The sequence below is a fragment of the Halomonas ventosae genome (assembly GCF_004363555.1).
Classification (GTDB): Bacteria; Pseudomonadota; Gammaproteobacteria; order Pseudomonadales; family Halomonadaceae; genus Halomonas; species Halomonas ventosae.
Genome location: NZ_SNZJ01000016.1, coordinates 28,723 through 51,628 on the forward strand (window position 1 = coordinate 28,723; position 22,906 = coordinate 51,628).

General features: G+C 70.8%; 21 protein-coding genes and 1 tRNA gene. 12 read left to right on the plus strand and 10 right to left on the minus strand.

Features of this window, described 5'->3' with window-relative positions; all coding sequences use genetic code 11:
- Positions 1 to 13 precede the first annotated feature (13 nt).
- The 4 genes from proB to rplU form a co-directional block, all read right to left on the minus strand.
- A complete protein-coding gene (gene proB, locus DFP85_RS13380; protein WP_133636852.1) occupies positions 14 to 1,153 on the minus strand; it encodes a glutamate 5-kinase in 1,140 nt (379 codons plus the stop codon).
- 53 nt (positions 1,154 to 1,206) lie between these two features.
- Positions 1,207 to 2,394, minus strand: a complete 1,188-nt coding sequence (cgtA, locus tag DFP85_RS13385; RefSeq protein WP_106232093.1) for an Obg family GTPase CgtA — start codon at positions 2,392 to 2,394, stop codon at positions 1,207 to 1,209.
- 85 nt (positions 2,395 to 2,479) lie between these two features.
- Positions 2,480 to 2,737 carry a 50S ribosomal protein L27 gene (gene rpmA, locus DFP85_RS13390; protein ID WP_040183062.1) on the minus strand — a complete coding sequence of 86 codons (258 nt, stop codon included), beginning with the start codon at positions 2,735 to 2,737 and terminating at the stop codon, positions 2,480 to 2,482.
- 34 nt (positions 2,738 to 2,771) lie between these two features.
- Positions 2,772 to 3,083, minus strand: coding sequence for a 50S ribosomal protein L21 (gene rplU, locus DFP85_RS13395; protein ID WP_040183063.1), 312 nt, complete (start codon positions 3,081 to 3,083; stop codon positions 2,772 to 2,774).
- Between the two features lie 293 nt (positions 3,084 to 3,376).
- On the opposite strand from rplU, the gene ispB reads away from it, so the two are divergent.
- Entirely contained in the window at positions 3,377 to 4,384 is a 1,008-nt protein-coding gene (gene ispB / locus DFP85_RS13400; protein WP_133636853.1) for an octaprenyl diphosphate synthase, read from the plus strand.
- A 92-nt stretch (positions 4,385 to 4,476) separates the two neighbouring features.
- Positions 4,477 to 4,553: transfer RNA gene (locus DFP85_RS13405), tRNA-Pro, on the plus strand.
- Between the two features lie 95 nt (positions 4,554 to 4,648).
- Here the strand turns inward: DFP85_RS13405 and DFP85_RS13410 are convergent.
- From DFP85_RS13410 to DFP85_RS13430, 5 genes are all read right to left on the minus strand, one after another.
- Positions 4,649 to 5,578 (minus strand): DUF808 domain-containing protein, encoded by a 930-nt coding sequence (locus tag DFP85_RS13410; protein WP_133636855.1) that lies wholly within the window; start codon positions 5,576 to 5,578, stop codon positions 4,649 to 4,651.
- A gap of 55 nt (positions 5,579 to 5,633) precedes the next feature.
- Positions 5,634 to 6,086, minus strand: a complete 453-nt coding sequence (locus tag DFP85_RS13415; protein WP_133636857.1) for a universal stress protein — start codon at positions 6,084 to 6,086, stop codon at positions 5,634 to 5,636.
- A gap of 94 nt (positions 6,087 to 6,180) precedes the next feature.
- Complete coding sequence (locus DFP85_RS13420) at positions 6,181 to 7,677, minus strand: SLC13 family permease (protein ID WP_133636859.1); 1,497 nt, start codon at positions 7,675 to 7,677, stop codon at positions 6,181 to 6,183.
- A gap of 50 nt (positions 7,678 to 7,727) precedes the next feature.
- On the minus strand, positions 7,728 to 9,293 hold the full coding sequence (locus DFP85_RS13425) for a phospholipase D family protein (protein WP_133636861.1): 1,566 nt from the start codon (positions 9,291 to 9,293) through the stop codon (positions 7,728 to 7,730).
- Positions 9,283 to 9,525, minus strand: coding sequence for a hypothetical protein (locus tag DFP85_RS13430; RefSeq protein ID WP_106232087.1), 243 nt, complete (start codon positions 9,523 to 9,525; stop codon positions 9,283 to 9,285). Before DFP85_RS13430 ends, DFP85_RS13425 begins: the two co-directional genes overlap by 11 nt.
- A 115-nt stretch (positions 9,526 to 9,640) precedes the next feature.
- Here DFP85_RS13430 and DFP85_RS13435 point away from each other — a divergent pair, with 115 nt between their 5' ends.
- Positions 9,641 to 10,441, plus strand: coding sequence for a TlpA family protein disulfide reductase (locus DFP85_RS13435; protein ID WP_133636863.1), 801 nt, complete (start codon positions 9,641 to 9,643; stop codon positions 10,439 to 10,441).
- A 114-nt stretch (positions 10,442 to 10,555) separates the two neighbouring features.
- Positions 10,556 to 13,504 (plus strand): RNA polymerase-associated protein RapA, encoded by a 2,949-nt coding sequence (rapA, locus tag DFP85_RS13440; protein ID WP_133636865.1) that lies wholly within the window; start codon positions 10,556 to 10,558, stop codon positions 13,502 to 13,504.
- A gap of 179 nt (positions 13,505 to 13,683) precedes the next feature.
- Here the strand turns inward: rapA and DFP85_RS13445 are convergent, their stop codons facing one another.
- Positions 13,684 to 14,589, minus strand: a complete 906-nt coding sequence (locus DFP85_RS13445) for a TIGR01777 family oxidoreductase (RefSeq protein ID WP_133636867.1) — start codon at positions 14,587 to 14,589, stop codon at positions 13,684 to 13,686.
- Positions 14,590 to 14,695: 106 nt separating this feature from the next.
- On the opposite strand from DFP85_RS13445, the gene DFP85_RS13450 reads away from it, so the two are divergent.
- The 8 genes from DFP85_RS13450 (at position 14,696) to DFP85_RS13485 (ending at position 22,903) form a co-directional block, all read left to right on the plus strand.
- Positions 14,696 to 15,754 carry an NAD(P)/FAD-dependent oxidoreductase gene (locus tag DFP85_RS13450; RefSeq protein WP_133636869.1) on the plus strand — a complete coding sequence of 353 codons (1,059 nt, stop codon included), beginning with the start codon at positions 14,696 to 14,698 and terminating at the stop codon, positions 15,752 to 15,754.
- A 124-nt stretch (positions 15,755 to 15,878) separates the two neighbouring features.
- Positions 15,879 to 16,793 (plus strand): MerR family transcriptional regulator, encoded by a 915-nt coding sequence (locus tag DFP85_RS13455; RefSeq protein ID WP_133636871.1) that lies wholly within the window; start codon positions 15,879 to 15,881, stop codon positions 16,791 to 16,793.
- A gap of 13 nt (positions 16,794 to 16,806) precedes the next feature.
- The gene (gene phrB, locus DFP85_RS13460; RefSeq protein WP_133636873.1) at positions 16,807 to 18,225 is read left to right on the plus strand and encodes a deoxyribodipyrimidine photo-lyase; all 1,419 of its coding nucleotides are present in this window, start codon (positions 16,807 to 16,809) and stop codon (positions 18,223 to 18,225) included.
- 27 nt (positions 18,226 to 18,252) lie between these two features.
- Positions 18,253 to 18,687, plus strand: coding sequence for a nuclear transport factor 2 family protein (locus tag DFP85_RS13465; RefSeq protein WP_133636875.1), 435 nt, complete (start codon positions 18,253 to 18,255; stop codon positions 18,685 to 18,687).
- 25 nt (positions 18,688 to 18,712) lie between these two features.
- Positions 18,713 to 19,495: an SDR family NAD(P)-dependent oxidoreductase gene (locus DFP85_RS13470; RefSeq protein ID WP_133636877.1), complete on the plus strand. Its 783-nt coding sequence runs from the start codon at positions 18,713 to 18,715 to the stop codon at positions 19,493 to 19,495.
- Complete coding sequence (locus tag DFP85_RS13475; protein WP_133636879.1) at positions 19,492 to 20,862, plus strand: NAD(P)/FAD-dependent oxidoreductase; 1,371 nt, start codon at positions 19,492 to 19,494, stop codon at positions 20,860 to 20,862. The genes DFP85_RS13470 and DFP85_RS13475 overlap by 4 nt, the downstream gene beginning before the upstream one ends.
- Positions 20,859 to 21,638 carry a DUF1365 domain-containing protein gene (locus tag DFP85_RS13480; protein ID WP_133636881.1) on the plus strand — a complete coding sequence of 260 codons (780 nt, stop codon included), beginning with the start codon at positions 20,859 to 20,861 and terminating at the stop codon, positions 21,636 to 21,638. Before DFP85_RS13475 ends, DFP85_RS13480 begins: the two co-directional genes overlap by 4 nt.
- Entirely contained in the window at positions 21,635 to 22,903 is a 1,269-nt protein-coding gene (locus tag DFP85_RS13485) for an SAM-dependent methyltransferase (RefSeq protein WP_133636883.1), read from the plus strand. Before DFP85_RS13480 ends, DFP85_RS13485 begins: the two co-directional genes overlap by 4 nt.
- Positions 22,904 to 22,906: the final 3 nt, after the last annotated feature.

A 22,906-nucleotide genomic window follows, 5' to 3' on the forward strand; every position in this document is an offset into this window, starting at 1 on the left:
AGGGCAGAGAGTGCTAGAGCACCACCAGGTTGTCGCGATGGATCAGCTCCGGCGCCTCCATGTAGCCGAGGATGGCCTCGATCTGGTGGCTGGGCTTGCCGACCAGCAGGCGGGCCTCGTCGGCGCCGTAGTTGACCAGCCCCTTGGCCACGCGCTGTCCCTGGTCGTCGACGCAGAGCACCATGTCGCCGCGGCGGAACTGGCCGCTGACGGCGGTCACCCCCACCGCCAGCAGGCTGGAGCCGCTGCCCTTGAGCACCTTCACCGCGCCGGCATCCAGGGTCAGGCTGCCGCGCACCTGCAGCTGCCCGGCCAGCCAGCGCTTGCGCGCCGCCATGGGCGCCTGCTCGGGGAGCAGCAGGGTCCCCAGCCGCTCGCCCTCGGCCAGGCGACCGAGCACGTCCGGCTGGCGACCGCTGGCGATCACCGTGACCGCACCGGAGCGGGCCGCCAGCCGGGCCGCCCGCACCTTGGTAGTCATGCCGCCGCGGCCGAGCGCCCCGCCGCCGCCGGCCACCGCGGCCAGGGTCGGGTCGTCGGCGCGCCCCTCGGCGATCAGCCGCGCCCCGGGGTTCGAGCGCGGATCGGCATCGAACAGCCCCTCCTGGTCGGTGAGGATCACCAGGGCGTCGGCCTCCAGCAGGTTGGCGACCAGGGCCCCCAGGGTGTCGTTGTCGCCGAAGCGGATCTCGTCGGTGACCACGGTGTCGTTCTCGTTGACCACCGGCACCACCCGCAGCGCGACCAGGGTGCGCAGCGCCGAGCGGGCGTTGAGGTAGCGCTTGCGGTTGGAGAGGTCATCGTGGGTGAGCAGGATCTGGGCGGTGAGCAGGCCGTGGCGGGCGAAGTGGCCCTCGTAGCACTCGGTGAGGCCATTCTGGCCCACCGCCGCCGCGGCCTGGAGCTCGTGGACCGCCGAGGGGCGGGCCTGCCAGCCCAGGCGCACCATGCCGGCGGCCACCGCGCCGGAGGAGACCAGCACCACCTCGATGCCCCGGCGGTGCAGCGCGGCGATCTGGTCCACCCAGCCGCCGATGGCCGCCTCGTCGAGGCCGCGGCCATCATTGGTCAGCAGCGCACTGCCGATCTTCACCACCACCCGGCGCGCGCGCTTCAGGGCCTCGCGGCCGACTACCTGCTCGTTGCTTTCCATCCTTTCCTCGGTTCACCCCTCAACGGGCACCCAGCGTGCGGACCGATCACCCCTCAGGGCGCATACTCGACCTCGACGTCATAGTCGTCGTCATCGAAATCGTCGTCATCCTCGTCGGCCGGCTTGCGCTTGCGGCCGAGGCGGGCCTCGGTGCGGGCCACCGCCTCGTCCTCCATCCGCGCGCGCATCTCGCGGGCGCGCTCGGCGGCTTCCTCGTCCTCGTTCTCGAGGCGGCGCTGCTCGGTGAGCCAGCGGTAGGCGGCCTGCACCAGGGCATCGGTGCCGTCGCTGGAAATCGCCGAGATGCGAAATACCGGCCCCTCCCAGCCCAGGCGACGGACGATCTCGTCGGCCACCGCCTCGCGCTCCTCGGCCGGCAGCAGGTCGAGCTTGTTGAGCACCAGCCAGCGCGGCAGTTCGGCCAGCGCCGGGGAGAACTCGCCCAGCTCGTGGATGATCGCCTCGGCGGCCTCCACCGGGTCGGACTCGTCGAAGGGCGCCACGTCGACCACGTGGAACAGCAGCCGGGTGCGGGTCAGGTGCTTGAGGAAGCGCAGCCCCAGGCCGGCACCGTCCGAGGCCCCCTCGATCAGGCCGGGCACGTCGGCCATCACGAAGTGCTCGTGCTGGCCGAGCTTCACCACGCCGAGGTTGGGCACCAGGGTGGTGAAGGGGTAGTTGGCCACCTTGGGCTTGGCCGCGGAGACCGAGCGGATCAGCGTCGACTTGCCGGCATTGGGCAGGCCCAGCAGGCCCACATCGGCCATCACCTTCATCTCAAGGCGCAGGTTGCGGCGCTCGCCCTCGGTCCCCGGCGTGGTGCGCCGCGGCGCGCGGTTGGTGGAGGACTTGAAGTGGATGTTGCCGAGCCCCCGGCGGCCGCCCTGGGCCACCAGTACCACCTGACCAATCTCCGTGACGTCGGCGATCACCTCGAGGGTGTCCTCGTCGATCACCGTGGTGCCCACCGGCACCTTGACGTGCAGGTCCTCGCCGGCGCGCCCGCTCATCTGCCGGCCCATGCCGGGCTGGCCGTTCTGCGCCTTGTAGAAGCGCTGGTACTTGAAGTCGATGAGGGTGTTGAGGGCATCGTCCCCGATCAGGTAGACGGTGCCGCCATGCCCCCCATCGCCGCCATCGGGGCCGCCCTTGGGCACATACTTCTCGCGGCGGAAGCTCAGGCAACCATTGCCGCCCTTGCCGGCTTCCACGATGATCGAGGCTTCGTCGACGAACTGCATCTCTTACTCTCCTGACGGCCCATGCCGCCATGATACAAGAAGGCCCCGCCTGGGCGGGGCCTTCTCGCTGCAAGCGTCAGGGGTCTCAGGCAGAGACGACACTGACGAACTTGCGGTTCTTCGGACCCTTGGTCTCGAACTTGACCACGCCCTCGTCCAGCGCGAACAGGGTATGGTCCTTGCCGATACCTACGCCAGTGCCGGCGTGGAACTTGGTGCCACGCTGGCGGACGATGATGTTGCCCGGGTTGACGACCTGGCCGCCGAACAGCTTGACGCCGAGGCGTTTGGATTCGCTGTCGCGACCGTTACGGGTGGAACCCGCTGCCTTCTTGTGAGCCATTGCAAATACCTCGCTCGTTCAGGGGAGCAGCCGCTTACGCGGAGATCCCGGTGATCTTGACTTCAGTGAACCACTGGCGGTGGCCCTGACGCTTCATGTGGTGCTTGCGACGACGGAACTTGATGATGGTGACCTTGTCGCCACGACCATGGGAGACGACCTCGGCCGCCACCTTGGCACCGTCGACCAGCGGGGCGCCAACCGTGACGTCCTCGTCGTTGCCCACCAGCAGGACCTCGTCGAACTCGATGGTGTCGCCGGTCGGCACTTCCAGCTTCTCGAGCTTGAGAGTCTGGCCTTCCTGAACGCGGTACTGCTTGCCACCGCTCTTGATAACTGCGTACATGCTTTTCTCTCCAGGACTCATCGGGTGTTGGCTCTTCATCGACCTGCTGCGAGTGGCGCCCCTTTTGGCAACCATCTGACAGGGAGCGTGATGAGTGGGTCGCGGATTATAACCGCGGGCGAACGACCGCACAACCCGTGGGCGACCCTCCCGGAGATGCGGCCGGCACCCCGGCCGAGGGCCCGCCAGCACCGGCTTGACGCCCCCATGGGGGCCCCATAGCATGGCCGGCAACCCGATGCCAGATGGGGCGCCCGTCGCCCCGGCCCCACCTACCCGTCGAAACCGCCTCCATGCCAGCGAACGCCTCACCGCCCCAGTCACCCCACCCCGCTCCCGCGTCGCCGCTGCATGCCGCGGTGGCCGATGACTTCCTCGCCGTGAACCGCACCATCATGGACCAGCTCGCCTCGCGCATCCCGCTGGTGGAGACCATCGGCCAGTACATCATCGAGAGCGGCGGCAAGCGGCTGCGCCCGCTGCTGGTGCTGCTGGCGGCACGCTCGCTGGGCTACGCGGGCGACCGGCACATCACCCTGGCGACCCTGGTCGAGTTCATGCACACCTCGACGCTGCTGCATGACGACGTGGTCGACGAGTCCCACATGCGCCGCGGCAAGGCCACGGCCAACGATGCCTGGGGCAACGCCCCCTCGGTGCTGGTGGGCGACTTCCTCTACTCCCGCTCCTTCCAGATGATGGTGGAGGTGGGCTCGATGCGCATCATGGACGTGCTCTCGCGGGCCACCTGCACCATCGCCGAGGGCGAGGTGCAGCAACTCACCAACGTGGGCAACCCGGACACCGACGAGGCCGCCTACTTCGATACCATCCAGGGCAAGACCGCCATGCTCTTCGAGGCGGCTTCCCACAGCGGCGCCATCCTCGCCGACGCCAGCCCCGAGCAGGAGGCGGCCCTGCAGTACTACGGCCGCTACCTGGGCCTGGCCTTCCAGCTGATCGACGACCTGCTCGACTACCAGGGCGACGCCGAGGCGATGGGCAAGAACGTGGGCGACGACCTGGCCGAGGGCAAGCCGACCCTGCCGCTGATCCAGGCCATGGCCGCCGGCACCCCCGCGCAGCGCGACCTGGTCCGCCAGGCCATCCGCAAGGGCGGCCTCGATCACCTGGACGAGGTACTGGCCATCGTGCGCGACACCGGCGCCCTGGACTACACCCGGGCCCGCGCCGAGGAGATGGCCGACAGGGCCCTGGCACAGCTCGACGCGCTGCCCGATAGCCCCTTCCGCGACAGCATGGCCCAGCTCGCCCGCCTGGCCGTCGACCGGCAGAACTGAGCGGCACAAAGCTGCCGCGGGGGCTTGCATGCCGGCAGGGCTTGCGTATAATGCGCTCCGTCGGTCAGCACAGACCCGACGCAAGAAAAGTTCGGAGTATAGCTCAGCTTGGTAGAGCGCTGCCTTCGGGAGGCAGAGGTCGTAGGTTCGAATCCTGCTACTCCGACCAAGAACATCAGTAAAAACGGCCACTTAGCTCATATGAGCGGTGGCCGTTTTTCGTGACTCCCGGCCGGATGCCCCCCCCCAGCCGCATCTCGCGCCTCACGCCCCTCTTCCTGCCCAGAGCCGCTGCCCCAGCGTCACCGCGCCCAGCACCGCCGCACCGACCACCAGGCCGAAGAGCATATTGAGCAGCGACGGGCCCAGACCATGGACCACGGCACTGAGCCCCGGGATGTCGAACTGCGCCTCGGCCAGGCCCTGGACCAGATGGTGAACCACGGGGATCCCGTGGGTGAGGATGCCGCCGCCGACCAGGAACATCGCCAGGGTACCGACCACCGACAGCCCCCTCATCAGGTAGGGCGCCCCGGCAAGCAGGCCACGTCCCAGCGCCCGGAGCAGGCCGTTGCGTCTGCTCAGGTACAGCCCCAGATCGTCGAGCTTGACGATGCCGGCCACCAGACCATAGACCCCCACGGTCATCAGCAGGCCGATGCCCACCAGCACCGCGACCTGCTGTGCCAGGGCGACACCCGCCACCGTCCCCAGGGTGATGACGATGATCTCGGCAGAGAGGATGAAGTCGGTACGTACCGCCCCGCGAATCTTGTCCTTCTCGAAGGCTCGCATGTCGACCTGCTCGTTGGCCATGGCCGCGAGGCGACGACGATGCGCCTCCTCTTCCTCGCCGCCGTGCAGGAACTTGTGAGCCAGCTTCTCGACTCCCTCGTAGCAGAGGTAAGCCCCACCGAGCATCAGCAGCAGGGTAACCGCCCAGGGTATCAGGGCGCTGACCAGCAGTGCTGCCGGTATCAGGATCAGCTTGTTGACCAGCGAACCCCGGGCCACTGCCCAGACCACCGGCAGTTCCCGGTCGGCGTCAACACCGGTGACCTGCTGGGCGTTGAGCGCCAGGTCGTCCCCCAGCACGCCGGCGGTCTTCTTGGCCGCTACCTTGGTCATCAACGAGACATCGTCAAGGATGGTGGCGATGTCATCGATCAGGGTGAGAAGGCTGCTGCCGGCCACGGTACGGGCTCCTTGTCGTTGGGCATTCCCGCATGCCGGCGGGCGCCAGCGCGCCTCAAGTCACGGTAATCACGGTGCAATCGGCGGTATGGCTGACCTTGTGGGAGACGCTGCCGAACACCATGCCACGCACGTCGCTGACGCCGCGGCTGCCCATGACGATGGCATCGACGCCGAGCTCCTCGGCCTCGGCGGTGATCAGCTCCGCCGGGCGACCCTGGCGGACCACCTCCTTGACCTCGGTGCCGGCGAGGTCGACGGTGGCACGCGCCTTGTCGATCGCCTTGTGGGCCTCCTCCTTCATCCCGGCTGCCAGCTTCTCGCGCTCCTCCTCGGAGAAGGGCTCGGCGGTGCCACCGGTGAACAGGCCGATGTTGTCCGGCGGAAACTCGGCCACGGTCATCAGGTGCAGGACGGCGGACGTTCCCTTCGCCAGTTGGGCGGCCACCTGGAGCGCCTTCTCGGCATGGCTGGAGCCGTCGACGGGAACGAGGATTGACTGGTACATGATATCTGCCCTTTCAGTGACATACCGGAGTGCCCCGCGGCACCCCTCCTGAATCCTAGCCTAGACGCTGTCGGCGATCCGGCAATGTCCTGGATCAAACGCGCCAGCCGAAACCCAGCACCGGCATGGCCAGGCCAAACACCACCAGGGTGATGACCAGGATCGCCGCCAGGCTCACCAGGGCCCCGGCGCGCATCATCTCCGCCACGCTCAACCGGCCGCTGCCGAAGACCACGGCATTGGGCGGGGTCGCCACCGGCAGCATGAAGGCGCAACTCGCCGCCATGGCCACCGGCACCGAGAGCAGCAGCGGGCTGGCTCCGAGGCTCACGGTCAGCGCGGCGGTCAGCGGCAGGATCGCCGCCGCGGTGGCGGTATTGCTGGTCACGTGGCTCATCAGCATCACCACCACCACGACCATCGCCACCAGCCCCCAGGTCGGCCAGGCACCGAAGGCCCCCAGCCCTTCGGCCACCGCCGCGGCCAGGCCGCTGCCCTCGATCGCCGTGCCCAGGCTGAGCCCGCCGCCGACCAGCACCAGTACCCCCCAGGGCAGCTGACGGGCGCTGTCCCAGTCCATCAGGAACTGGCGCTGGCGCCAGCGGGCCGGCACCACGAACAGCAGCAGGGCCCCGATCACGGCGATGCCGGCATCGCTGAGCGGCACCTGCAGCCAGGACTCCAGCAGCGGCCGGGTGACCCAGGCCAGGGCGACGAGGGCAAAGACCGCCGCCACGCGCTGTTCGGGACGGCTCATGCGCCCCAGGTCCTCGGCCTGATCGCGGAGCATCTGCGCCACCCCGGGCAGCTCGTCATGGCTCACCGGGTAGACCCAGCGAGTCAGCAGCCACCAGGCCAGCACCAGCAGCAGCAGGGCGGGGGGCACCGCCACCAGCATCCACTGGGCGAAGCCGATCTCGATGCCGTAGTTGTCGGCCATGAAGCCGGCCAGCAGCGCATTGGGGGGCGTGCCGATCAGGGTACCCATGCCGCCGATATTGGCAGCCAGGGCGATCCCCAGCAGCAGCGTCAGGGCCATGTGGTGGCTGGCGCCCTCGCCGCCCTCCCGTTCCAGCATGGTCAGCACCGAGATGCCGATGGGCACCATCAGCGCTGCGGTGGCGGTATTGCTGACCCACATGCTCAGCGCCGCCGTGGCGACCATGAAGCCGCCCACCAGCCGGTCCGGGCGCAGCCCGGAGATGCGCAGCACCAGCATGGCGATGCGCCGATGCAGGCTCCAGCGCTGGATCGCCTCGGCCAGCAGGAAGCCCCCCAGGAAGAGGAAGATCAGCGGGTTGGCATAGGGCGCCGCCACCTGGTCGATGGGCGCCACCCCCATGAGCGGCAGCACGGCTACCGGCAGCAGGGCGGTGACCGCGATGGGCACGGGCTCCAGCACCCACCAGGTCGCCATCCAGGCGGTCAGCGCCACCACCTGCCAGGCCGCCGCCGGCATCTGTGCCGGCACCTCCGTCAGCGCCAGCAGCAGGAAGGCCAGCGGCCCCAGCGCCAGCCCCAGCGGGACCCTGAGACGCGTCAGTCGTGACGGCGAGGCCTCCTGGGCCTCGGTGGAGATCGAGTCGGTCATGGCTCCTCCCTATGATCGGCTACCCCGAGCATACACGGCGACGAATGGCCTCAGAGCCAGGGCTCCAGCCCCAGCACGCCGCTGAGCCAGGCAAGGAAACGCGCGCCCGCCGAGCCCGGTTCACGGTCGAGGTGGACCGGGCGGCCATCGATCAGCGACAGCCAGTGCAGCCGTCCCCGGGCATCGAGCTCGAGGGCATAGCTCTGCTGGGGACTCGCCCCCTCGGCCACGAAGTCCATGAAGTCGTCGAACAGCGGCTCGCTCTCGGCCAGCACCCCCACCTCGGTGTTCCACCACACCGACCGGGGATCGGCATTGGCCGAGCCCACGAAGAGCCGGTCCTGGTCGATTCCCAGCGCCTTGATGTGCAGCACCGAGGCGGAGCTGCCGACACTCTCGTCGCGCGGGTCGGTGTCCGCCTCGAGGTCACCGCGCAGCTCGAAGAGCGCCACGCCACTCGCCAGCAGCTGTGCCCGGTAGGGCGCGTAGGCACCGTGGACGACCGGGACGTCGGAGGCCTCCAGGGAGTTGGTCACCACCTTCACCTCGATGCCCGCCTCGGCCAGGGCCTGCAGCCGGCGGCTGCCCGCCTCGGTGGGCACGAAGTAGGCGGAGACCAGCAGCAACCGCGACTCGGGGGCGACCCGGCGCGCCAGCTGGCCGGCCATGGTCTCGGCCAGCGGCGGGCGGCCGCGGCGCGCCGGCTTGCCGGGTGGGTCCCAGAGGGCCTCGGCCTCCCCCCAGTGCAGGGCATCGGCCAGCCGGCTGCGGGAGCGGCTCTCGTAGCGCTCGCGCAGGGCGTTGAAGTAGCTCGAGTCGCTGCGCGCCTCGAGCCAGGCGGCCAGGTCGTCGCGCAGCCCCTGCCAGGCGTCGGGGGCGGCCTGGCGATAGCGGCCGATGGGCTGGGCCAGGCCATGGTTCCAGTAGAGGTCGAAGCTGCGCGACAGCGGCTCCATCACCGGCCCCATGACCAGCAGGTCCAGGTCGGCGAAGTTGCGCGGGGAGTTCGCGTTGTAGTACTCGTCGCCCAGGTTGCGCCCGCCGACGATGCCCAGGGCGTTGTCGGCGAGCCACAGCTTGTTGTGCATGCGCCGATGCTGGCGGCCGGCCACCGGCAGCGAGGCCAGCACCCGGGTGGCCAGGTGGCCCCGCCCCAGCGGCAGGGCGTTGTAGACCCGCACCTCAATGCGCGGGTGGCTGTCCAGGGCGGCCAGGCGCGCATCCTGGCCGACGGCCCCGATATCGTCGAGCAGCAGCCTCACCGTCACGCCCCGCTCGGCGGCCTCCAGCACCCGGTGCAGCAGGGCCCGGGTGGTGATACCGTCGCCCATCAGGTAGGTCTGGATATCCAGGCGCCGCTCGGCCCGGGCGGCGAGCAGCGAGCGCACGGCGAAGGCGTCGCGGCCGTCGGCGAGCAGCGCCAGACCGTTCAGGCCCTCGTGGGGCGCGGCCTGGTCGAGGGCCCAGCGGCCCAGGCTGGTGGAGGCGACCGCCTCGGGGGTCAGGGCGGTGGTGTGTTCCCGGGCCACCGGGGAAGCGGCACAGCCGGAAAGCAGCAGGAGCAGCGCCAGCAGGCCGCCCCGCCACAGGTACCCCGCGGCGCGGTCAGTCCGCATCGCCGTCATCGTCGGCCAGGCGCCTCGCCATGGCCTTGCGCGCCCGGTTGCGGCGGTAGAGGCGCACCAGGGCGATCCACAGGGCGGCCGCCACCATGGCCGCCAGGGTCCAGCCCTGCCAGGGCCGGGCGGCATCCCCCATCAGGGTCTCCAGGGTGATGATCAGGATGAAACCCGTCGCCTGGCTGGCGATCGCCAGGGCGCGCAGGGTATCGAAGGCCGGTCGTGCCATGAGTGCTCCCGCTGGATGACAGCCCTGCCCGCCGGCAGTAGGCTTGGCGAAACGAACCCGCCCAGTGTACCCGCTGCGGCGCCCGCCGCCGACCTCTCGGAGTCACCGCCACGACATGGATGCCATCGCCCTGGGGCCCGTCCTGATCGCGCTGCCACGCCTCTATGCCTTCTTCGCCGCCCTGGTCCTGCTGGCCGCCAGCGCCTTCCTTCTCGGCCTGCCCCGGGGGCGCCATGCCCGCTGGTTCAACGGCCTGCTGCTGGCCTGGCTGGTCGGTGCCCGCCTGGGGCATGGGCTGATGAACCTGGGCGCCTATGCCGAGGCGCCCCTGGACATCCTCAAGCTCTGGCAGCCCGGCTACCACGGCCTCTGGGGCCTGCTGGCCGCGCTAGGCTGGACCGCCTGGTCGCTGCGCGACCGGCTGGGTGCCATGCTCGGCGGCATGGGCCTGGCGTTGGGCGCCTCGCTGCTGTGGCTCACGCTGGTCACCCTGGCACCGCTGGGCGGCGGCATGGCCCTGCGCGAGCTGCCCGACCTCGCCCTGGAGAACCTCGACGGCGAGGAGGTGAACCTGGCCTCGCTGTCCGGCGAGCGGGTGGTGGTCAACCTCTGGGCCACCTGGTGCCCGCCCTGCCGTCGCGAGATGCCGCTGCTGGCCGAGGCGGACGCCCGGGAGGGGGTCACCGTGGTGATCGTCAACCAGGGCGAGGAGCTGCTGCAGGTGGTGCGCTACCTCGACGACCAGGGCCTCGACTTCGGCCATGCCCTGCTCGACCCGCGCCAGCGGCTGATGGTGCTGACCGAGTCCCCGGGCCTGCCCACCACCCTGCTCTTCGACGGCGAGGGGCGCGCCCTGGAGCAGCACGTCGGGGAGCTCACCCGCGCACGGCTTTCGACCTGGCTGGAGGAGCGCTGATCGGCGCGAGTGCTTAAGCCGCGCTGGGCTTTGCTGTAAGATACCGCGCCCTGTCGCCGCCGGGCCGGGTGTGGCCAGCGGCACCGAACCGATCCCAAGCATCCCCGAGGCACCATGAGCGACTACTCTCCCGGCCAGCGCTGGATCAGCGACGGCGAGGCCGAACTCGGCCTGGGCACCATCCTCAACGTCGACGCCCGCAGCGTCACCGTGCTCTTCGGCGCCAGCCAGGAAACCCGCACCTACAGCAGCCGCAATGCCCCCCTGACCCGGGTGGCCTTCGGCAGCGGCGACCGCATCCAGTCCGCCGAGGGCTGGCAGATGACCGTCGACGACAGCAAGGAGATCGGCGGCCTGATCGTCTACATCGGCGAGGACGACGCCGGCGAGCTGTGCGAGCTGCCCGAGGCACGGCTCGCCGACACCATGCAGTTCGACCAGGCCCGCGACCGCCTGCTCACCGGCCAGGTCGACCGCAACGACTGGTTCGACCTGCGCTTTCGCACCCTGCACCACTTCCACCGCATCGAGCAGAACCCGGCACTCGGCCTGGCCGGCCCGCGCATCGACCTGATCCCCCATCAGCTCTATATCGCCGACGAGGTGGCCCGTCGCCACGCCCCGCGGGTGCTGCTGGCCGACGAGGTGGGGCTGGGCAAGACCATCGAGGCGGGACTGATCCTGCATCGCCTGCTGCTCACCGGCCGCGCCGAGCGGGCGCTGATCCTGGTGCCGGCGAGCCTGACCCACCAGTGGCTGGTGGAGCTGCTGCGCCGCTTCGCCCTCGAAGTCACCCTGCTCGACGAGCAGCAGAGCCAGGCCCACGGCGAGGCGAATCCCTTCGAGGCCGGCCAGCTGGTGCTGGCCAGCCAGGACTGGTTCTTCGCCAACCCCCATCGCCAGCAGCAGGCGCTGGCCTGCGACTGGGACCTGCTGATCGTCGACGAGGCCCACCACCTGGACTGGAGCCCGACGCAGAGTGGCCCCGGCTACGCCTGCGTGGGGCGCCTGGCCGCCCAGGTGCCCGGCATCCTACTGCTCACCGCCACCCCGGAGCAGATGGGCCTCGAAAGCCACTTCGCCCGGCTGCGCCTGCTCGACCCGGACCGCTACCACAGCCTCGAGGCCTTCCGCGAGGAGGAGCAACACTACGTGGAGGTGGCCGAGGCGATCGACGCCCTGGAGCGCCTGCCGGGCGAGGAGGCCGACCGCGATAGCGTCGCCGCGGTGATCGCCGAGCCCGACAGCCTGGCCCTGCTCGACACCCTGGCCGACCCCGAACGCGGGGAGGACCAGCACGGCGCCGCCCGCGACCAGCTGCGCGACCAGCTGCTGGACCGCCACGGTACCGGCCGGGTGATGTTCCGCAACAGCCGCCGCCATGTGGGCGGCTTCCCCGAGCGCCGCCTGCATGTCGCGGAGCTCGAGGCGCCCTCCTCCTATCGCCGTGTGCTGCGCCGCCTGGCGCGCGACGAGGACTACCTGGACGAGTTGCTGATCGAGACCGGCCTCGACCATCCCGAGGTACTGATCTACCCGGATGCCATGTACCGGGCGCTGGCCGACGACCCGCTCAACACCGAGCCCTGGTGGCAGTTCGACCCGCGGGTGACCTGGTTGCTGGAGCGCCTCGCCGATGACGGCGAGGGCGGCTTCGCCGGTGACAAGGTGCTGGTGATCGCCCATGACCGCGAGACCGCCCTGGGCCTGGCCGAGGGATTGCGCGTGCTCGGCGGCTATCAGGCCCCGGTGTTCCACGAGGGGCTCTCGCTGGTGGAGCGCGACCGCGCCGCGGCGGCCTTCGCCGACCAGGAGGAAGGCTGCCAGGTGCTGGTCTGCTCGGAGATCGGCTCCGAGGGGCGCAACTTCCAGTTCTGCCGCCACCTGGTGATGTTCGACCTGCCGCTGCACCCCGACCAGCTGGAGCAGCGCATCGGCCGCCTCGACCGCATCGGCCAGCGCCATGCCATCGAGCTGCATGTGCCGGTGTTCGCCGGCAGCCCCGGCGAGAAGCTGCTGCGCTGGTACCACCAGGGCATGGACGCCTTCAGTGCGCCCCATGGCCTGGGCAGCGAGATCCATGCTGCCTTCGGCGACACCCTGGCCGACAGCCTGCTCGACGACGAGGCCCTCGAGGAGGTGATCGCGGAGACCCGGGCGCTGTTCGAGGCACGCCTGGCCGAGCGCGACGCCGGGCGCAACCGCCTGCTGGAGCTCAACGCCTGCCGGCACGAGCGCGCCGATGCGGTCATCGCGGCGATCCGCGAGCTCGATGCCGACAAGGCCCTGACCCGCTATCTGGACCAGGCGCTGGACATCTTCGGCGTCGACAGCCAGGAACTGGGCGGTGGCATTCAGCACCTGCAGCCGAGCCCGCAGATGCTCGACGGCCTGCCGGGCCTGGTGAAGGGCGAGGAGGGCTTCTCGGCCACCTTCTCCCGCGCCCGGGCCCTGGCCCGGGACGACGTCCAGCGCCTCTCCTGGGAACACCCGCTGCTGCGCGAGATGATGGGCCGGATCCTCGATGGCCCCATGGGCAACACGGCGCTGGCCCTGCTCAGGCATCCCGCGATCCCCGCCGGTCGCCTGATGGTCGAGCTGGTCTTCCGCACCCACTGCCCCGCACCGAAGCGCCTGCACCTCAACCGCTTCCTGCCGCCCACCGCGGTGCGCGTGCTGCTCGACGAATCCGGCGCCAACCTGACCGACAGGATCTCCTTCACCGGCCTCTCCAAGGCGGTGCAGAAGGTCAAGAAGGCGGTGGCCCGCGATCTGATCAAGAGCCGCCACGACCGGCTGCGCGAGCTGCTCGACGGGGCCGAGGCGGAGGCCGAGCGGGAGCTGCCGAGCATCGTCGAGGCCGCCCAGGTGCGCATGCGGGCCGAGCTCGATGCCGAACTCAGCCGCCTCGAGGCGCTCTCGCGGCTCAACCCCGCGGTGCGCGCCGACGAACTCGAGGCGCTGCGCGCCGAGCGCGCCGAGCTGGACACCGCCATCGAGGGCGCCCGGCTGCGCCTGGACGCGGTGCGGGTGATCGTCACCGTGGGTGACGAGACACGCTGAGCCCTGTGTCGGGCTGAACCGGCGGGGCATGCCCGCTGCCCTGGTGCTTCCCGGCCCCACTTGGCCGCTTGGCCGCTTGGCCGCTTGGCGGCTTGGCGGCTTGGCGGCTTGGCGGCTTGGCGGCTTGGCGGCTTGGCGGCTTGGCGGCTTGGCGGCTTGGCGGCTTGGCGGCTTGGCGGCTACCCCAGAATATCGGCCAGGGCTTTTTCCAGCGTCTCGAACCGGAACTCGAAGCCCGCCTCGAGCAGCCGGGCCGGGCGCATGTCGGCGCCGGTCAGCAGCAGCCGCGACATCTCGCCGAAGGCGGTCTCCAGGGCAATGGCCGGTACCGGCATCAGGGCGGGACGCCCCAGCTGCCCGGCCAGGGTGCGGGTGAACTCGGCGTTGGTGACGGGGTGGGGGGCGCTGCCGTTGAAGGGGCCCTCCAGGTCATCGCGCTCGATCAGGAAGAGGATTGCGCGGACCAGGTCCTCGCGGTGGACCCAGGGCATGAACTGCTTGCCGTCGCCGAAGCGGCCGCCCAGCCCCAGCTTGAAGGGCGGTAGCATCTTCTGCAGGCTGCCGCCGCCGGCATCGAGCACCAGGCCTATGCGCAGCAGGGCCACGCGCACGCCGAAGTCCGCCGCCTCCCGGGCGGTGTCTTCCCAGCGCTTGCAGAGGCGGTGGGCAAACTCGTCATGGGGCGGGGTCTCCTCAGTGACCTCGCGATCGCCCTGGTCGCCGTAGTAGCCCATCGCCGAGGCCGAGACCATCACCCGGGGGGTCCGGCCCTGGCTGGCCTGGAGCTGCTCACAGAGCATCACCAGGTCACCGGTGACGTTGACCCGGGAGTCGATCAGGCGCTTCTTCTGGTTGTCGCTCCAGCGCCGGGCGGCGATCGACTCGCCGGCCAGGTTGACGATGGCGTCCGGCGGGGTGTCAACGAAGTCCAGCACCGAACGGCGGATATCAGTGCCCTCCGGCAGGCGGTCGCGCACCTGCTCCGGCTCCCGCGACACCACCAGCAGGCGATGCCCCGCCTCCTTCAGCCGCCGGCAGAGCCGCTGCCCGACGAAACCGCTGCCGCCCGTGATCAGCACTCGCATCCGGAATCCCTCCCCATGCCATTTAAGACAAGCCACCGTGAGTTATACAGCCGTTGTACACTTCTGCTAGTCTAGCGATGAACGCCGTTGACTGCACGAGATGACCATGTCCCAGCCTCCCGTTTCCACCGCCATCATCGGCGCCGGCATCGCCGGCCTCGCCTGCGGGCAGGCCCTAAGCGCGGCTGGCCTGCCGGTGCACCTCTTCGACAAGGGCCGCGGCCCCGGGGGACGCATGTCCAGCCGGCGCCTGCCGGGCGCCGTGGTCGACCTGGGCGCCCAGTTCTTCAGCGTGCGCGACCCGGCCTTCCGTCGTCGGGTCACCGCCTGGCGAGAGGCAGGCCATGTCGCCAGCTGGCCCGAGACCCTCTGGCAGGTCACCGAGAAGGGCTGGCAGCCCCACCGGGACAACGTCGAGCGCTTCATCGGCACCCCGCACATGAGTGCCGTGACCCGCCCGCTGGCCGAAGGGCTCGAGGTCACCTCCGGCACGCGCATCGCGCGCCTCGAATCCCATGACGGCCAGTGGTGGCTGCTGGACCAGGACGACGCTCGCCACGGCCCCTACACGCGGGTGGTGATCGCCGTCCCGACGCCCCAGGCCGCGACGCTGCTGGCGGGCCACGAGACGGCCCTGGCCGAGGCCTGCGAGGCGGTGATCCAGCGCCCCTGCTGGACGGCCTGGGCGCGCTTCGATGCGCCGCTGCCCGCCCTGCCGGGCGTCGACGACGACTGGCAGGCGGTACGCCTGGACCCCGGCCAGGAGCGGGCGCCAGCCGACGATCCGCTGCGCTTCGTCAGCCGCAACGACCACAAGCCGGGCCGCCACGGCCAGGGCGAGAGCCTCAGCCTGCTGGCACGCCTGGAGTGGAGCGAGGCCCACCTCGAGCTCGGTGCCGAGGCCGTGGCCCGGGCGCTGCTCGACGCCTTCCGCGCGCGCCTGCCGCGCGGTGTCACGCTGCCCGAGCCCACCGACCTGGGCGCCCATCTCTGGCGCTACGCCCAGCCGGACGTCTTCGCCGCGGGCGAGGCCGTCAACCGCGACTATCGGCGCTCGTCCGCCGGACTGGCACTCTGCGGCGACGGCTGGCGCGGGCCGCGGGTCGGGGATGCCTGGCTCTCCGGCCACCACCTCGGCGAGGCCCTGGCGGCCGACACTCCCTGATCCCATCGCGACTGGAGACTTCCATGCCCCATGCCCTGACACTGCTCGACCTCGGCTCCAGCGCCCCACACTGGCGAGCACCCATCCCACACTGCACCGAGCAGGCAAGGGAGTCGGCACGCTCATGAATGACGAGGCAAGGCGTCCGGCCGACACCCCCCTCTACCCGATCCGCGAGGTCTCCCGGCTGACCGGGGTGAACTCCGTCACCCTGCGCGCCTGGGAGCGCCGCTACGGCCTGATCAAGCCGCAGCGCACGCCCAAGGGGCACCGCCTCTATGCCCGCGAGGACATCGAGCGCGTCGAACGCATACTGCAGTGGCTGAATCGCGGGGTGCCGGTCAGCCAGGTGCGCGAGCTGCTCGACCAGCCGGAGAGCGCGGAGGCCCCGGCGCCGGCGGCCGGCGACTGGCCCGGCCAGCGCCGCCTGCTCATCAGCGCCGTGCAGGCGCTGGACCTGACGCGCCTGGAGGAGCTGTTCAACCAGTCGCTGGCGCTCTACCCGGTACCCACCTGCCTGGCCGAGCTCTGGCAGCCGGTGGTCCGCCAGCTCGAGGAGGGCTGGGGAGAGCAGCTCGGCGACGTGCTGCAGCGCCGCACCCTCGAGACCTTCCTGCGCACGCGCATCGGCACCCGGCTGCTGCATGCCAACCGGCTGGGCATGGGCCCGACCCTGCTGGTCGCTCCCCTGCCCGACGACCCCGCCCCGCTGTGGGTGCTGCTCACGGCCCTGGCCGCCAGCGACCGCGGCTATCGGGTCCAGCTCTTCGATGCCCCGCTGCCCTGCAGCGAGCTGCCGCTGGCGGTGGAGCGCTTCCAGGCGGCGGCCCTGCTGCTGGCCAGCGGCAAGGCAGAGAAGGCCGAGCTGGTGCGGCGCCAGTTGCCGCGCCTGGCCGAGCAGCTCGAGGTGCCGCTGATGGCCTGCGGCCCCATGGCTCGCATCCGCGAGGCCGACCTGGAGGAGACCCGCGTGGAGCTGCTCGGCGATGACCTCGGCGAGGCCATGGAGCGCCTCCAGGCCCGCCTGCCCGTACGCTGAACCGGAGCCTCCCATGACCCGCCCCGTGATCGTCTGGTTCCGCAGCGACCTGCGCATCCAGGACAATACTGCCCTGGCCACGGCCGCCCGCCAGGGCCCCGTGATTGCCGTCTTCCTGCGCAGCCTCCCCCACTGGCAGCGCCACGGCCACGGCGCCAACAAGCTCGACTTCTGGGGCCGCGGGGTGGCTGCCCTGGCCGACAGCCTGGACGGCCTGGGGATCCCGCTGCTGCACCGCGACATCGACGACTTCGGCGAGGCCCCGGCGGCCCTGCTGGCCATCGCCCGGGAGACCGGCGCCGTCGGCCTGCACTTCAACCGCGAATACCCGGTGGACGAGCTGGCCCGCGATGCCGCGGTGATCGAGGCCTTCGACGAGGCGGGCCTCACCGCCAGCGGCCACCATGACGCCGTGGCCTTCGCCCCCGGCGAGCTGCTCACCGGCAAGGGCGACTACTACGGGGTCTTCACCCCCTTCGCCAGGGCCTGGCACCGCCAGCTGACGCCGGAGCGGATCACCCTGCACGACACCCCGACGCCCCAGGCGCCCATCGGCCTCGCCTCCGACCCGCTGCCCGGACTGCCCGAGCTTGCCGACACGCCGATCGACGGCCGCACCTGGCCCGCCGGCGAGGGCCCTGCCGCCGACCGCCTGGAGCGCTTCCTGCGCTTCCGGGGACGCCACTACGCCGCGCAGCGGGACTTCCCGGCGACCCCCGGCACCAGCGAGCTCTCCCCGTACCTGGCGCTGGGCATGATCTCCCACCGCCAGTGCCTCCAGGCGGTGCTGGCCGAGAACGACGGCGCCCTGGCCGAGGGCGACGCCGGGCTCACCGCCTGGGTCAACGAGCTGGTGTGGCGGGAGTTCTATCGCCACGTGGCCGTCGGCTTCCCGCGGGTCTGTCGCCATCGCCCCTTCCAGCGCCATACCGAGGGGCTTGCCTGGCGCGACGACGAGGCCGGCTTCGCCGCCTGGTGCGAGGGACGCACCGGCTACCCCCTCGTCGATGCCGCCATGCGCCAGCTGGTGGCGACCGGCTGGATGCACAACCGCCTGCGCATGGTCACCGCCATGTTCCTCAGCAAGCACCTGCTGATCGACTGGCGCCGCGGCGAGGCCTTCTTCCTGCGCCACCTGGTGGACGGCGAGTTCTGCGCCAACAACGGCGGCTGGCAGTGGGCCGCCTCCACCGGCACCGATGCCGCCCCCTACTTTCGCATCTTCAACCCCACCACCCAGTCCACGCGCTTCGACCCCGAGGGCCGCTTCCTCGCCGAGTGGCTGCCGGCGCTGGCCGGCCTGCCGGCGAAGGCCCGCCATGCTCCCTCCCAGGACCTGCTGGGCGGGGTCGACTATCCGCCCCCCATCGTCGACCACCGCACCGCCCGGGCCCACGCCCTGGAGGCCTTCAAGGCCCTGAACACGGAGTGACGCCCACCCGACACGGGAGACCCTGCCATGCGCCAGGCACCTGACCTGGAGGCCTTCTGCGCCTTCTTCAATAAACTGGACAAGACCTGTACAAAGAAGCTATACGAGGTATACACTGACGACGTCGACTTCATCGACCCGCTGCACCACATCAGGGGGCGGGAGGCGCTGGAGGCCTACTTCGACACCCTGTACGACAACGTGACATCGTGCCACTTCACCTTCCACGAGACGCTGCAACGGCACGACACGGCGTTCGTCACCTGGACGATGCACCTGGTGCATCCCCGCCTCGACGGCGGGCGCGGGGTGGAGGTCGAGGGCTGCTCGCACCTGCGCTTCGCAGACGACGGCCGGGTGGCCAGGCACCGCGACTACTTCGACGCCGGCGCCCTGCTCTACGAGCGCCTGCCCCTGCTGGGGGGCGCGATACGACTGGTGAAGCGACAACTGGCCCGCTGACGGCCGACGAGAATGGGGAAAGACCATGACCACAGCGAGTGACAGGCAGCGCATCTGGCTGACCGGGGCCACCTCGGGCATCGGGCGCGCCCTGGCCGAGCGCCTGCTCGACGAGGGGCACCGGGTGGCGCTCAGCGCTCGCAGCGAGCCGGCGCTGCAGGAGCTCGCTGCCGGTCGCGACAACGCCCTGCTGCTGCCCCTGGACGTGTCCGACCGCCAGGCCGTGCGCCGAGCCGGCGAGCGGCTGGGCGAGGCCTTCGGCGGCCTGGACCTGGTGATCCTCAATGCCGGCACCTGCGAGTACCTGGACGCCCGCGACTTCGATGTCGACCTGGTGGAGCGGGTCTTCGCCCCCAACTTCTTCGGTGCCGTCTACGGCGTCGAGGCCGCCCTGCCCCTGCTGCGCCGGGCCCGTGCCGAGGGCGGGCACCCGCTGCTGGCCGCGACCTCCAGCGCCGCGGCCTACCTGCCGCTCCCTCGGGCCGAGGCCTACGGTGCCTCCAAGGCCGCGCTGAGCCACTTCCTGGAGTCGCTGCGCCTCGACCTGGACGCGGAAGGCATCGGCGTGAGCCTGATCCACCCCGGCTTCGTCAAGACACCGCTGACCGACCGCAACGACTTTGCCATGCCCATGCGCGTGAGCGTCGACGAGGCCGCCACGGCGATCCTCGACGGCCTCGCCAGGCGCCGCCTGGACATCCATTTCCCGCGACGCTTCACGCTGCTGGTGCGGCTGGCGGGTATCCTCCCCCCGGGCCTGCGCCATCGCCTGGGCCTGCGCATGACCCGCCAGGAGACCCGCCCATGACCGCCTCGTTCACCCCGTCACACCCGCCCCACGACGCCCGACGGGCTGCCGCCCAACGCATTGCCGTGATCGGCAGCGGCATCGGCGGCATGGCCGCCGCCTGGTACCTGTCGAGCCGCCACGAGGTGACGCTGTTCGAGGCCGACGAGCGCCTGGGTGGCCATACCGCCACCATGGACGTGGAGCTCGAGGGGCGCCACTACGCCATCGACACCGGCTTTATCGTCTTCAACGACTGGACCTACCCGCACTTCCAGCGGCTGCTGGCGCGGCTGGGCGTGGCCAGCCAGCCCACGGAGATGAGCTTCTCGGTGCACGAGACGGCTCGCGACTTCGAGTACAACGGCCACACCCTGGCGAGCCTCTTCGCCCAGCGCCGCAACCTGCTGCGCCCCAGCTTCCACCGCCTGCTGCGCGACATCCTGCGCTTCAACCGCGAGGCGACCCGGGCGCTGGAGGAGGGTCAGCTCGACCCCGCCATGACCCTCGGCGCCTGGCTGGATGCCAACGGCTTCGGCGACGACTTCCAGCACCACTACCTGCTGCCCATGGGCGCAGCGATCTGGTCGGCCAGCATCCGTGACCTGCGCGACTTCCCGCTGCTGTTCTTCGTGCGCTTCTTCCGCCACCACGGCCTGCTGTCGATCAACGACCGCCCCCAGTGGCACACCCTGGTGGGCGGCTCGCGCAGCTACATCCCGGCGCTGACCGCGCCCTGCGCCGGCCGCATCCACCTGGCCACCCCGGTGCGCGGCATCCGCCGCCATGCCGACTGGGTCGAGGTGCGCACCGCAGGCGGCGTCCAGGCCTTTGACCAGGTGGTGCTGGCCTGCCACGCCGACCAGGCGCTGGCGATGCTCGACGACCCGAGCGCCGCCGAGCGCGAGATCCTCGGCGCCCTGCCCTACGCCGACAACGAGGTGGTGCTGCACACCGACACCCGGCTGCTGCCGCGCCGCCGGCGCGCCTGGGCGAGCTGGAACTACCGTCTGGATGGCCGCGGCGACGACGCCCGGGTCTCGGTGACCTACGACATGAACATCCTGCAGCGCATCAGCGCCCCGCATACCTTCTGCGTGACCCTCAACGACAGCGCCGCCATCGACCCCGCCAGGGTGCTGGGCCGCTATACCTATGCCCACCCCCAGTTCACCCTGGCCGGCCAGGCGGCCCAGGCCCGCCACGGCGAGATCTCCGGCCCCGAGCAGCGCACCCACTACTGCGGCGCCTACTGGCGCAACGGCTTCCACGAGGATGGGGTCTGGAGTGCGCTACGTGTGGCGCGGGCCCTGGGCTGCGACGAGGACGACCGCCGCCAGGCGCCGTCACCCATGGCGGTCCCGGCCGCCGAGGAGCAGGTGGCATGATTCGCTCGCCGCGCTCGCGCATCTACCGGGGGACCCTGCGCCATCGCCGCTTCCTGCCGCGGCCCCACGCCTTCGAGTATGGCCTGTGGATGGCCTGGATCGACCTCGACGAGCTCCCGGAGCTTTTCGACGGCGTGCCCGGCTTCAGCGCCCGGCGCCCGGCGCTGGCGCGCTTTCGCCGCGAGGACTACCTGGCCCCCCACGATCGCCCCCTCAAGCAGGCGGTGCGCGAGGAGCTGGAGCGCCAGCTGGGCAGCGCGCCGGACGGGCGAATCTGCGTGCTGACCCAGCTGCGCACCCTGGGGCTGGGCTTCAACCCGGTATCGCTCTACTACGCCTACGATGCGCGCGGCGAGCTGCGCGCGGTGCTCGGCGAGGTGAGCAACACGCCCTGGGGGGAGCGCACCCGCTATGCCTGCGCCGTGTCGCCTCGCCGCCATGGCCATGTCGCCGAGTTCGACAAGGTCATGCACGTCTCGCCCTTCAACCCCATGGACATGACCTACCGCTGGCGCTTCGACACCCCGGGCGACGCCCTGTCGATGCACATGGAGAACTGGAAGGATGGCGAGCGCCACTTCGACGCCACCCTGACCCTGCAGGCCCGCCCGGCGACCCGCGGCGTGCTGCTGGCCACCCTGGCCCGCCAGCCGTGGATGAACCTGAAGACCCTCGCCGGCATCCACTTCGAGGCGCTGCGGCTCTGGCTCAAGCGCATTCCCGTCCATGACCACCCCGGCCAGGACCACCCTTCCCGTGAGGAGAGCTCGTCGTGAACACCCTTCGCTCCGCCACTGCCCGCCCCTTGGCGCCCGAGGGCGACCGTCTCACCCGCTGGCTCAAGCCCCGGGTGCTGGCCCAGCTCGACCGCCTGGAGGGCGGCAACATCACCCTGATCGACGGCCATCAGCGCCACCAGCTGGGCCAGGGAGGGCCGCTGCGGGTCACCCTGGTGGTGCGCCACCACCGCGCCTGGAAGCGCCTGGCCCTGGGTGGCACCGTGGGCGCCGCCGAGTCCTACATGGAGGGGGACTGGGATGCCGACGACCCGGTGGCCCTGGTGCGGCTGTTCGCCGCCAACCTGGAACGGGTCAACGGCGAGATCGAGAACGGCCCGGCGCGACTCGGGCGCTGGCTGCTCGGGGCCCTCTACGGCCTGCAGCGCAACAGCCTGCGCGGGTCGAAGCGCAACATCGCCGCCCACTACGACATCGGCAATGCGCTGTTCGCCACCTTCCTCGACCAGGACCACCGCATGTACTCCAGCGCGGTCTTCCCGCACCCCGAGGCGAGCCTGGAGGAGGCCTCGACCCACAAGCTCGACCTGATGCTCGAGAAGCTCGATCTCCAGCCCCATCACCACCTGCTGGAGATCGGCACCGGCTGGGGTGGGCTGGCCATCCATGCGGCGAAGACCCGCGGCTGCCGGGTGACCACCACCACCATCTCCGCGGAGCAGCACGCCTACACGGCACGACGCATCGAGGAGGAGGGGCTGGGCGAGCGCATCACCCTGCTCCAGCAGGACTACCGTGAGCTCGAGGGACAGTACGACCGGCTGATCTCGGTGGAGATGATCGAGGCGGTGGGCCACCAGTACCTGGGCACCTACCTGGCGACCCTCGACCGGCTTCTCACCGACGACGGCCAGGCCATGCTGCAGGCGATCACCATCCGCGACCAGCGCTACGAGGCGGCCAAGCGCGAGATGGACTTCATCAAGCGCTACATCTTCCCGGGGGGCTTCCTGCCGTCGCACCGCGCCATCCTCGACGGCCTGACGCGCCACACCTCGCTCAACGTCATCGACCTGGACGAGATCGGCCTGCACTACGCCCGCACCCTGCGCGAGTGGCGCCACCGCTTCGAGGCGAGCCTCGAGACCGTGCGCCGGCTGGGCTACGACGAGCGCTTCATCCGCATGTGGCGCTACTACCTCTGCTACTGCGAGGGCGGCTTCCTGGAGCGCACCATCGGCACCTGCCACCTGCTGCTGGCCAAGCCCGGTGCCCGGCCGGCACCGCTCACCGGGGCGGCGTGACCC